At 50.0% G+C, this 12124-nt stretch carries 10 protein-coding genes; 3 read left to right on the top strand and 7 right to left on the bottom strand.

Features of this window, described 5'->3' with window-relative positions; genetic code table 11:
- Positions 1 to 22: 22 nt before the first annotated feature.
- The 4 genes from CHM34_RS13125 to CHM34_RS13105 all read right to left on the bottom strand — a co-directional run bounded on the left by CHM34_RS13125 (position 23) and on the right by CHM34_RS13105 (position 5368).
- Positions 23 to 1966 (bottom strand): TOMM precursor leader peptide-binding protein, encoded by a 1944-nt coding sequence (locus CHM34_RS13125; protein WP_094265079.1) that lies wholly within the window; start codon positions 1964 to 1966, stop codon positions 23 to 25.
- Complete coding sequence (locus CHM34_RS13120) at positions 1963 to 3888, bottom strand: putative thiazole-containing bacteriocin maturation protein (protein WP_094265078.1); 1926 nt, start codon at positions 3886 to 3888, stop codon at positions 1963 to 1965. Before CHM34_RS13120 ends, CHM34_RS13125 begins: the two co-directional genes overlap by 4 nt.
- Before the next feature lie 321 nt (positions 3889 to 4209).
- The gene (locus tag CHM34_RS20210) at positions 4210 to 4425 is read right to left on the bottom strand and encodes a heterocycloanthracin/sonorensin family bacteriocin (protein ID WP_094265077.1); all 216 of its coding nucleotides are present in this window, start codon (positions 4423 to 4425) and stop codon (positions 4210 to 4212) included.
- A 667-nt stretch (positions 4426 to 5092) separates the two neighbouring features.
- Positions 5093 to 5368 (bottom strand): hypothetical protein, encoded by a 276-nt coding sequence (locus CHM34_RS13105; RefSeq protein WP_141201715.1) that lies wholly within the window; start codon positions 5366 to 5368, stop codon positions 5093 to 5095.
- A 370-nt stretch (positions 5369 to 5738) separates the two neighbouring features.
- Here CHM34_RS13105 and CHM34_RS13100 point away from each other — a divergent pair, with 370 nt between their 5' ends.
- Positions 5739 to 7115, top strand: a complete 1377-nt coding sequence (locus CHM34_RS13100; RefSeq protein WP_094265074.1) for an MATE family efflux transporter — start codon at positions 5739 to 5741, stop codon at positions 7113 to 7115.
- Between the two features lie 117 nt (positions 7116 to 7232).
- Here the strand turns inward: CHM34_RS13100 and CHM34_RS13095 are convergent, their stop codons facing one another.
- The 3 genes from CHM34_RS13095 to CHM34_RS13085 form a co-directional block, all read right to left on the bottom strand.
- On the bottom strand, positions 7233 to 9068 hold the full coding sequence (locus CHM34_RS13095) for a glycoside hydrolase family 3 protein (protein ID WP_094265073.1): 1836 nt from the start codon (positions 9066 to 9068) through the stop codon (positions 7233 to 7235).
- Between the two features lie 378 nt (positions 9069 to 9446).
- Positions 9447 to 9791: a DnaJ family domain-containing protein gene (locus tag CHM34_RS13090; RefSeq protein ID WP_169713723.1), complete on the bottom strand. Its 345-nt coding sequence runs from the start codon at positions 9789 to 9791 to the stop codon at positions 9447 to 9449.
- A 222-nt stretch (positions 9792 to 10013) separates the two neighbouring features.
- Positions 10014 to 10385: a winged helix-turn-helix transcriptional regulator gene (locus CHM34_RS13085; protein ID WP_439116333.1), complete on the bottom strand. Its 372-nt coding sequence runs from the start codon at positions 10383 to 10385 to the stop codon at positions 10014 to 10016.
- Between the two features lie 128 nt (positions 10386 to 10513).
- On the opposite strand from CHM34_RS13085, the gene CHM34_RS13080 reads away from it, so the two are divergent.
- Positions 10514 to 11188 (top strand): type 1 glutamine amidotransferase domain-containing protein, encoded by a 675-nt coding sequence (locus CHM34_RS13080; protein ID WP_094265071.1) that lies wholly within the window; start codon positions 10514 to 10516, stop codon positions 11186 to 11188.
- Between the two features lie 291 nt (positions 11189 to 11479).
- The gene (locus CHM34_RS13070) at positions 11480 to 11989 is read left to right on the top strand and encodes a spore coat protein (RefSeq protein ID WP_276207706.1); all 510 of its coding nucleotides are present in this window, start codon (positions 11480 to 11482) and stop codon (positions 11987 to 11989) included.
- Positions 11990 to 12124 lie beyond the last annotated feature (135 nt).

Genomic DNA, 12124 nt, shown 5'->3' with positions numbered 1-12124 from the left:
CTTTTCCCTCCCGGTCGCAGGCTTATGGAAACGGATGCGGATGTGGATTGAGCTGGTCCAGCGTCAGCGGTTGTTTTACATACCCCAGTTCCATCGGCACTCGGAACACCCTCTCCAGTCCTTCCAGCCGGGTCAAGTCATGTCCGAATGTCATGGGCAACATGCCGGGGATCAGCACTTTGACGCAAAAGAGTCGGTTTCGACTCATTTCCGGTGCCGTCTGGTCCACGGCGATCAGATCCAGGTTCAATCGACGAAAAACCCGAAGCAGATCTTTCAGATCTTCGGTGAGATCGGCATGCCCCGCCTGCCGCTGAAACGCCTCATCAAACCTTCGCAACGGACGATTTTCATCCAGCAAAAAATGCAGTCGATCCTGAGCCTGAGGTAGACTGTACAGCATGGAATGGTCCTCCATCTGCCGCACCAGGGACGGATCACGAAGCATCGGTTCCGCCTTCTCCCGGTTCGCCTCCCATTTCTTGTTCAACATCTGCATCGTGCCGGACAATTCATGAATCGCACTTTTGACCGCCTTCACCGGGTCCGGATGGGCTCCGGCGGCACAGATGAGGCGGGCCCCCTTTGACTTTCTATTCTTTGCCAATGCCCAGACACTGGGAATCCCGTGTTCCATGGTCGTGTTAAACAGATAAAGATCATATCCCGTTACCGCCTGCAGACGCTCCACCATCAACTCCAATTCCGTATCACCCGCAAATCTCCAGTCCAATCTCGGAACCGGCAAACGGCCGTACCACGTCATCAGGAAGGAATCGCGTTCCACCACTTCCAGAAGGCCGTAGAAAATGGCTTCTTCCAAACTCCCGCCCAGAGCGCATCCGTTGGAAGTCTCAAAGACAAAGCTCTCCCCGCAACCCGGGCCGTAGTAGGCGAGGGACTGCGGAACCAGCAGGGGGCGCTCCTGCAACAAGGAGTAACCCCACACCCAATCGATCGGCCGGTCCGGATCAAAAGGCCGAAAGGGAAAATCCGGCCGCCTGTACTGTTCCTTTGTATGCACGCCGACCTGAAGAGGGTCGAGCGCTTGATCCGACTGGTTATGGAAACTGTCATGGATCACCGTTCGTTTGCCCTGGGGTTCCAGACCGCAGTAGCGTTCCAGCCCCTCCAGAATAGCCGTTAACTCGCTTTCCGTATAGGAGTGCGACCGACCACCCGCTCCCTCATCCGCCGCAAACATCGGCAGATTGACACCCGCATCCGCAAAGATGGAGGCGAGGTCATGCATTTTCCCATTTAAAAGGCCGGTCCGGTGATCCAGATAGTCTTGCACCAAAACATCCTTCAGATCATTGAGCGAGCGGCAGCGATAACGATCGGCACTGATTTTCGGACGGGGTTGGAGTGAAATCCGGGCCGCCGCCGGCGAATCATCGGGCAGTCCGCCGCATACGGAACAAAGGGGATCGGCTAAAAAGAGGTGACGGGAGCTTTTCAGTGTTTTTAGGTGGATCAAAAAAACCCGGCTTTCCAAGTGAGCCCGCCTGCCCTGCAACACCCTTTCCGCCTCCGACGCAAGCAAGTGAGCCATCTGCAAAAGGCTGTTGCGGGAAGCCCAGGGGTCACGGGAGATCCCTCCCTCAGACTCCAACCTCTGTTGCAATCGCCCCATCTCTTGGCGGTCGGGTCCCGCCATCAGCCGTCGTGTATCCGCGCACCGGGAACACCCCGGTGTACCCGGACGAACCAAGGGCCCGACTACGCCTTCACCCAAGAAAATAAAGCCGCGTAACCAAGGAATGCCGGCCGTCGGAAACACCTCTTCCGCTTGGTAATGAAGGGCAGGGTCCCAGACATCCTGCAACACCAGAGCGAGGTCCGCCATTTCCGTGTCCGACGCTCGGCAATCGGTCCAGCGAAGGACCGAGTATTGGAGGGAGAGTTCTTTGTACACAAAGTCCGCCAACAGCCCCTCTCCGACTACAGCCACGACAGCACTCACCAGGATTCCTCCTCTCGTAGCAACACGCCGAACACGCCTCCCAGTTTTTTTTTCAAAAACTGTTCCAAGGCCAAATCAACTACCCACAGCCGTTTGCGGTGATGTTTCAAGACCTGTATGGCAGACCGCAAAACTTCCGTATGCCTTACCTCTTGAGATACGGGAATCGTGAGGGTTGGCGAATCCTTTTCTTCCAAAAGAACCTTTCCGTTTTCCAATGCTTGCGCAGGCAAGTCCGCATCCGGATTTTGTACCTTGGACAGCGCCTGTTGCAGTGCCTGCCGCAATGCCATGATCTGATTCAATCCGGCATGACCGTACCAACGGCCACCGGTGCCGACCCACACGACAGGAAATCCGAATACTTCCTTTCCAAGAGCGATCACCGGTTCGCCCTGTATCGCGGTCAATGACCGGAGATAAAATCGGCAACGCTCATCTTCAACATGATGGAACGGTACCCGGAAAACAGAAACCGTTGGATCTGTCTGCCGTCGGCAGAGCTCCCCGTCCAAACACTTTTGCAAGCCACGGCAGATGCCTTCGGCGCTCGTTTGTCCCGCTCCGACTCCGAACCACTCCTGTTGTTCCACCAAGCCCTGTAAAAGCGGCTCAGCCAACCGGGATGCATACGTTTCCAAACCGGCCAGCCCTGCTTCCCGCCGCGCTTCCTCATGGGTCAGACCGGTACAGATCTGATCCGGCAACAGCTCAGCCGGTCCTTCCGACAATGGATCCGCCACTTGAACGCGGCACTGGGCCAAGGGAAGCTGCTTCAAATCCCCCTCCTCCCAGCGATGGAAAATCCCTGACTCCACGGATGTCAACAGGCGGAAAGCGGGAAATAATTCCTTGGATTCCCTTTGGTCAGATCCTTTGAGAAGAGAATCGAGATCCTGAACCCATTCCGCTCTGATCGATCCTGCCGCCAGCGGATGAGGAATAAAAGTATGCCAGTCTCCTTCCAGCGTCTCCAGATCGAGCAGGAAAAATCGATGATGGTGTTTCGGTTCCATGACGCCGGTCACCGTTTTGAACCATTCAAACACGATCCCATTCGCCAAGATCGCTCCCGCTGTGGAGGAGAAGGTGTGAAGCTCCGGATCTTTGCAAAGGGCGGTCCGATGAATCCGGCGCCAGGCCGATTCCCAACGCCCCTCAGAATCCGGGTGGATCACCGGACCCGCCAAACCCGCCTGACACAGACACACGGCGGGGATGAACACTTTTCTCTCCTCCCGGCAAACGGCATCAAGAACCCGCAGTTCCTCAAGATCCCCCTCCTGGGACACATACAGAACCGAGTCAAAGGGCCGCACCGTCTCCCGCCAGGAACCCGACTTCTTCAAAGTCACCTCCTCCAGCGCTACCTCCGGATCCGTTCTGCGAGCATGAGCCGCCAATTCCGCCAACCGCTGTCGGTGAGTCGGCACGGAGTCCAGCACCAACAGGTGGACCTTGGGCAATCCGGATTCCAACAAAGCCGCAACCAAGGAAACAAAAAAAGGGCCGGAACCGACCGCCAACACATTGGCCTGACGATAGGACTGAAACCGGTATGCCCCTGACCCTTTCCAGTGATCCAAACATTCGATTTGGGAAGCGTACTTTTTAAGCACAGCATCCGGCAATTGATGAGGACGGTCTTGGCTGACATCCCGAATAAAACCTTTTTGGTACAATAGATTTACAATTTCATACACCCGGTTCCTGTGGGGATCCGGCAATCCATCGGTCAAATCCTCTAACGTATGCTCCCCGTTGAACATCGGGATCAGTTTCTCCATCCACTGATCGATCGTCCGGCCTTCCATGCGGAAGGAGACGGAGTTGTTCCGAAAATACACCCCTGCCTTTGGATCAGGCAGAAAAAACGTATCCCCTTTCACTTTGGGACGCATCGAAGGGTTCACAGGGCCCATGTCCACTCCTCCTCACGTGAGTTCCTCCACAGCCCTCCACCACTCTGATATCCTATGTACGTCTTCCGATCCCTCATGCCTGATTTTAAAAAGAAAGACCCCCGCGGGCCAAAAATGTTCTCTGTTCAGGGGGTGCCCATGGAAGCACCCGATCCGGAACCGAGTCGAGGAGGGGATAGGGCGGCGGAAATCCTTTTGCATACCAGGGGAGCATAAGCTCCGGCAAAGTGCTCTACTCCCCCAGTCTTTACAAGAGATCAAAGACGGCCTGCCAGCCCGACCACCCCTAAAAACCGATCAAAGTTCCCCGAGGGGTACTCGTTAGCGCCTGTGGCAATGCCAGGTGTGACAGTGCGTATGGCAGTGATGGCAATGCCAGGTATGACAATGATGACAATGGTGGCAATGGTGGCAATGATAGTGGTGACAATCATCGGAAACATTCATGGACGGACCTTGGCTATCCCAAGGTGTCATTGTACCTTCTCTAAATTCGTCAGGACTCAACTTTTGCAGATCTTTTTTGAAATCATCCATTTTTACAACCTCCGTTTATCATATGGGTTCCACAGACACAAAACCATGCCCACAAGAAGATATTTATGCAAAGAGGCCTGCCATTGTTCCGTGTGTCCATATCCCCGCCCCGATTGGCAAATGGAAACTGGTTAAAAAAAGAAAAAGGGCCGAAGAAGGCCTTCGGGACTAAGAGAGGTTGGCGAACGATTCTACAAGGGAGTAAGTCCCTTGGCCGCTGCCTAAAATAGGTATGTAATACCGGTCACTGCTTTTAAAAAGACGCTGGTCCAGGAAGGAGGAGTGGAATGTCGACTCGAATCCATACAGCAAAAAGCTTTCAAAGAGTCAAGGCGGAGTCACTCCGGAGAATGAAAGCCGCTTCCCTGAGAAGAATCCAGGCGGCAACCCTGAGAAAAAGATAGCCGATCGGATCCGATAAACAAAAAACGGCTCGTCCCAACTCTACCCCATAGGGTGGAGTTGTTTCATTTGAATGAATGGGAATGATAAGCCGAAAAACAAAAAGCCCAACGAATCAGGATCATTCCACCATAAGAAAATGGCTTGCCAGATCGCGAGCCATGCCGTCATCGAACTTCCATATCCGGTTTATGTATGGACCAGTCCCCGATCTTCGGCTTTCACTCTCATCCATGAAAAATCGGAAAGATGCGAAACTTTTTTCCTATCCCCGTTCCTGTAGTCTTCTCACCCAACCGATCAACGTGGTATAAACGTATAAAGGCCAACTGAGAATGCCAACTCCGGCGATCAACAAATAAACCGCCTTCCCGCCGTAGCTCTCAACCAGGATCTGCACCTGATGAACCACCTCTTGTACCCTCGAGTCTTCTTCGTCTTCCAACATGCCGAAGATTTCTTCCTCAAACCAATTCATCCAGATCACCGTTCCGACCAATAAATACAGGGCCAAAGAAATCCAGAAACCTTGAAATAACATCAAAATACTCGTCACTCCTATCAGGTTCTTTTTTAATCATTTGAAGCCCACGCGGGGCCGATTTTCCCGATCGGCCTCCGGTAATGAAAGCTCGAACGCTGTTTCATTGCTTTGCAGGTAACTGAAAATCCCACAAACACCATATTCCACTATCCATAAGATACACAAAAATTCGCCTTTTCACAACTGTTGACACTATACCACTGGACGGAAAACACGACCCATGATATCCTGTGGATATTGAGAATAGCGGCGACAGAATGATTTTCACTCCTGGTCAGCCGCCGCAAAGGCGGCCCCACATGCAAGGCGTAACCCGTGTGAGAAGGCGGGTTACTTCTTTTTGAGTTGAAAAATGGAGGATGCTGCGATGCATCGGACGTATTCTTTCAAGGAAAAAGTCACTTTATTTTTCATGATATTATGGCCCATTGTAGTCACACAAGTCGTTCTATATGCCATGAATTTATTTGATACGATGATGTCGGGTCAAGCAGGAACGCACGATCTGGCCGGTGCAGCGATCGGATCCAGTATTTGGATGCCGATCTTTACAGGCATGAACGGAATTCTGATGGCCGTCACACCGATTGTGTCTCAATTTATCGGCGGCGGCCAACATCATAAAATTGCCGAGTCGGTAACGCAAGCTCTTTATTTATCACTTCTACTTGCGGCGGCCGTTTTGGCGGCTGGTGTTATTTTCCTTGAACCCTTACTATCCATGATGAATCTGGATCCCGCCGTTCATCATATTGCCAAGCACTATTTGATCGGACTGTCTTTCGGGATCATCCCACTGTTCGCCGCTCATGTACTGCGCTACTTTTTTGATGCCCAAGGGTATACCCGAATCACCATGATCATCATATTGATTGCGCTTCCCTTTAATATCGCACTGAACTATATCCTGATTTTCGGCAAGCTGGGGGCTCCGCGTCTGGGTGGCATTGGTGCCGGCTATGCGACTAGCGCCACTTATTGGCTGATCCTGCTCATCAGCATCATGATCACCTTTAAAGTTCATGCGCTGTACAAATATGGACTGTTTGTCAAATGGTTTTCTCCTTCAACAAAAGCCTGGAAGGAACAACTGGCCATCGGAGTGCCCATGGGCCTTTCCGTTTTTTTTGAAGCGAGTATTTTTGCCGTGGTCACCCTGTTAGTGGGCATGATGTTTGATACGGTGACAGTCGCCGCGCATCAAGCCGCTATCAATTTTACATCGCTTTTATTTATGATACCGCTGAGCGTCTCGATGGCCTTAACGATTGTGGTGGGTTTTGAGGTGGGCGGAAAAAGATTTGCCGATGCCAAACAATACAGCCGTTTTGGCGTCATCACCGCCATTGGGTTTATCGCGGCGGCCTCTGTTTTCCTTTATTTATACCGCGAAGGGATCGCCCATTTTTACACCGACAACCCGGATGTGATCACGTTAGTGAAACAGTTTCTGATCTTTGCCATCTTTTATCAGCTCTCGGATGCCGCTCAGGCGTCTCTTCAAGGGGTGCTGCGGGGTTATAAGGATGTCACCATCCCGTTCATAACCGCACTCATCTCGTATTGGGGCATTGGAATCCCCGTCGGATACGGATTGGCTTCCTTTACAAGCTTGGGAGCATTCGGCTTCTGGTTGGGCATCACGATCGGCCTGACATGCGCTTCGCTCGGTTTTTTCATCCGTTGGATGATCCTTCAAAAGAGATTGGCAGGAAAAGTCCCCTGTCATGAATCGAAAATGTAACCGTACACAGAAGAGCCGGGGAGATGCCCCGGCTCTTCACACCAAAAACCATTTGGGTATTCCGATCAGATCTCCGCCGGCCTACCATCCTCCCAACCGAAGTTTCCTGATGGGGCGCTAGTTTTTTTCCGCCGATAAACCATACCCGATCGGGTAAAGCGGATCGTAATTCTCATCATCGGGGTGCATCGGGATTTGATCAAACCGTTTTGGCCAGGTAAACGATAACTTTCCGGTAAATGGGTACTCCCCAAACAAAACATCCGCAACTCCTTGTCCTTCTGTTCCCGGTAACCAGGCCGCAACCAGTCCATCCCAGTCCTCGATATGGTCGCGAATCATCAGAGGCCTTCCGGAAAGGGTCACAACAACCGTAGGAACGCCTGATTTTTTCACATTTTCCAACACTTCCAGATCCGCCTCATTTAAATCCAGATGATCTCGATCTCCCTCATATTCCGCATAGGGTTGTTCTCCTACCACAACCAAAGCGACATCGTGTCCCTCTGCCCCGATTCCGTTCTTACTGTATGTTACAGCGGTATCTTTTTTAACTTCTTTTTTGATTCCCTCCAAAATCGTAGTACCCGGTGTAATATTCCCACTAGATCCTTGCCAACTAATGGTCCATCCACCACACTGGATACCGATATCGTCCGCTTTCTCTCCGGCCACAAAAATCTTTTCATCCTTGGAAAGAGGCAGAATGTTATTTTCATTTTTCAACAAGACCAACGATTTTCTAACCGCTTCCCTTGCCAATTTACGGTGTGCCTTTGAACCCACCGAATGGCGTTCTTTCAAACCGCGATCGGTATAAGGCTTCTCAAATAATCCCATCTCGAACTTCACCCGTAAGATTCTGGATACCGCATCATCGATCCGTTCCACAGGTACCTCGCCGCTGGCCACCAATTCTTCTGTGGTGGTCAGGAACTCCTTCCATTCGTAAGGCATCATGAACATATCGATCCCTGCATGAAGACCCTTTTTTACAGCCTGCTTAAAATCAGGGTCCGTTTGTTGAACTCCGTTCCAATCTGAAACGACTAAGCCGTCGAAACCTAATTGTTCTTTCAACACTTCGGTAACTAAGTACCGGTCGGCATGGGTTTTTAATCCGTTCCAGCTGCTGAATGAAACCATAACGGTACGCGCACCGGCATCAATCGCAGATCGGTAAGGGTCGATAAATTTTTGCAGTTCCTCTTCCGTTAGTTCCACATTGCCTTGATCCTTCCCATCCGTAGTCGCTCCATCTCCAACCCAGTGCTTGGCCGTTGCGACCGCCTTAGTCCGGCCGAGAAAATGGGGATGGTTTGGACTCCCTTGCAATCCTTCGACATAAGCCGCGCCCATCTCGCTGACCCATTCGGGATCTTCGCTAAAGCCTTCGTATGTTCTGCCCCAACGAATATTTTGCGGAGCGGCCAGAACAGGGGCAAAATTCCAGTGAACCCCAGTTGTTCTCACTTCTTCAGCAGTCACTTTCGCTATTCGCTTTACCAGTTCGGTGTCGCGTGTCGCCCCCAAACCGATATTATGGGGGAAGATCGTGGCCCCCTTCACATTATTGTGTCCATGCACCGCATCGACTCCGTATATGATGGGAACTTGCAGCCGGGCAGCCATAGCCCCTTTTTGAAAATCGTCGATCATCTCGGCCCACGCTTCCGGTGTGTTGGGCTCAGGAGCCGACCCTCCCCCACTTAATATGGAACCAATTTTGTATCGTTTCACATCCTCCGGTGTAACAGCCTGGCGCTCCGCTTGCACCATTTGGCCGATTTTTTCTTCTAGTGTCATCCTTGACATTAAGTCGGCGACTCTTTCATCCACAGGAGCTTTTGGATCCTTGTAGGTTGCCTCTTTTTTCGCATCCATGGGAACCGGAGACATAAGGAGCCCGGAGACTAAAGTAAGCGTTGACATCCATACCAGCCAGGATTTCATCTTATTCCTCCTCTCAGAAATCATAAACAATCGTTAATATCATTCGATAAGGAAATATTTTTTCCTTTTTTAATTCGCCGGATTTATCGAAATAATGGTCCGTCAACATGATGATCTACAGCCCATCCAAGTAAAGGATGGACTGTTGTTCTCGACATCGCGATTTTTACCGAGAAACTTCTGACTCTCCAAATATTTATAGGCATCGAAATAACCCTTAATCATTCAGTTGTTTTCCAATCAACCCATAGTAAAAAAGATGATTGAGATCGGAAAGCACCGTCGAATCCATGTGAGAAAAAATTGCAAAAAGACCATCCCATTGACTTGGGATGGTCTTCATTCGGTGTTAATAAGGGGGACGCGATCCGAGACCCACTATTCCCATTCCTTAAGGCATTCCGAAATATTGTCAGTACGCAACACGCTCTTACGTAAAATCGAACGGGGAACGATTTTATTATAGTGAAGAATCTTTTGGTTAATGGTCCTTATTTCATTTGGTAGGTCAACATCCTCTTTACGTTCCATCTGAGTGAACAAACCGCGAATGGCGTCGCGAATTTCGTGCTGAAGCTCCAACCAGGGCGGGAGGACATGATTATGTTTGATAATACCGGTGAAAACATCTCCCTTTAAATACTTTGCATCAATCGGCTTTCCTTTTCCCGGCAGTTTATCAAACCCACCCTTCTTTTCGTGTTCCTTGATTAACTCTTCCACTACATCCGTAAAGTTTTGTCCGGCAAGACGAGGCGGCTTTTCCTTTACATCATAAGCTTCTTCACTAATATTCTGTGATGTTGAATCATGACTCCCGTCCTTTTTTTTGAGTATTTCCTCGCTCAGCGCTTCTTTCCTTCGTTTTTTTCACGGGAATTTCATTTTACCTTCCTCCAATCAATGGGTCGGAACTACCCGTGAAACCGCTTCAAAGAGGTCTTCTCAGCCTTTTGCCTTTTTCTGTTTCTCAATATGGCGAATCCCCCAACTGCACATTTGGTCTAAAATGTCTTGCAGCGTTTTTCCGTATTCAGTCAAGGAATATTCCACTTTTGGCGGGACTTCGGCGTATACGTACCGGTTCACGATCTCATCTTGTTCGAGTTCCCGCAGCTGCTGGGTCAACATTTTTTGAGTGATGTTGGGGATTAATCTTTTTAATTCATTAAATCGTTTGGTCCCTTCTTGCAAATGATAAATAATGATAGACTTCCATTTCCCGCCCATGACCTCGATCGTCGCTTCTATAGGGATGTTATAGATTTTCCCATCAGGCATTACCGTTTTTTTTCTTTCCAGTTTGTTGCTACTCATATTCCCTGTCCCCCTACGATGACTTGCAGTATCCTTAAGGATACTATTGCACAAAAAAGTAAGTACTTGTTTACAGTATATTGATATTCTAGACTGAACACAACTACAGTAAAGGAGGTATTAGATTCATGGCAAAAGTGCTGGCTGTCCTATCAAGCGGATATAAAGATGAGGAAAACAATTATGAAACGGGATGGTGGGGAGAAGAATTATTTGCTCCTATGCAACTGTTAGAAAAGGCGGGTCACCAAGTTGATTTGGCTTCGCCTCTCGGCGGTAAACCCAAAATTGATGAAGTTAGTATCAGTAAAGAGTATGATCCCGAAGGAACCTATAGGGCCCTTTATGAATCAGGAAAAACCGATGAGACACAAAAGCTTTCAGAGGTCCGTCCAAGCGAGTACGATGCAATTATGGTGGTTGGCGGTCACGGTGCCATGTATGACTTGGCCAAAAATGAAGATTTGCACCGTTTGATCAACTCGATTTACGACCAAAAAGGCATAGTGGCGGCGGTTTGTCACGGACCGGCCCCCTTATTGTGGACCCAACGTCCGAATGGGGAAAACATCATCGCCGGAAAAAAAGTAACCGGTTACCCGGATGCCTGGGAGCCGGAAGGTTTGCTGGACATTCTTCCGTTCAGTCTCGAACAGGAAATGAGAAAGACGGCGGAATATGCCCCCCATATGGATGAAAAAGAAGTCGTTATTTGGGCGGACGACCAAATTGTGACTGGCCGCGATCCCATGTCATCCGAACGGTTTGGAAAGGAACTTGTAAAGGCTTTACAAGAGAAATAAATGCCCGATGATCACGTTGGGCCTGAAGCCAACAACCAGCCATTTCCCAATCAATGGAAATGGCTGGTGTTGTTGTGGTGGTAAGCGAAGGGTTTATTTCAAAGCCATCATATGTCCTGTATACAAACTTGCGCCGGACATCAGCCCTTCTTCACCCGATAAACCGTTTATGTTTTTCATCCGGAGTATTTCCGGAACAAAAAGAGGCCTAAAGGACCTGTCCAGAAACAGGAACCATTTCCCTTTCATATCCATAGGCTGATGATGGATAACGACAAGGGAGTGATCGTCATGGAACCGCAAATTCCTCAACCGAGAATGGGGCACTTAGCATGGCATGAAACCCTAGACATGCACGAGTTGGTCGCTTTCCAAGCAGTTGGTTTAATCAAGCTGAAGAAGTCGATTCGAAAAGTGAGGGATCCCGAACTGAAAAACCTTTACGCTTGCTCCATTCAAGCTCTCAGTAACAACCTTCGTGAACTATTGGCCTTTTATCCCGCGGCCCCGCGTGTCGCCGACGATGGCCAAGTGGAAAGCCACGGAGATGCGGCCTTTTATGCCGGGGATCTCTTGGCGCTTGCCAAAACCTCGGTACGAAGCTATGCCATCGCCATTACGGAAACAGCGACACCGGCGCTTCGTCAGGTACTGGCCAAACAAATGATGGCTGCGGTCCAACTTCACGGCATGGTTTTTTACTACATGCTTTGCCGGGGGCTTTATCCCTCTTATAATCTGAATCAACTGCTCCAAACAGATGTTCGAAACGCGATGAACGCTCTTTCCATGCCCTATTAGCCGCCATCCTTAAGGATATTTTTGAGTCGCGCATACGATTTATCGTACGATTTTAGACAACCCTTCTCGCACCCCCATTCAAACGGCCATGACCCCGGTTCAAAAGGAGGTTCAAGATATTTGCGCGAGAAGGAA

This window comes from Paludifilum halophilum (assembly GCF_002245355.1).
Taxonomy (GTDB): Bacteria; Bacillota; Bacilli; order Thermoactinomycetales; family DSM-45169; genus Paludifilum; species Paludifilum halophilum.
The sequence above is the reverse complement of the archived record's forward strand: the minus strand, read 5'-3'. Positions and strand labels throughout refer to the sequence as shown.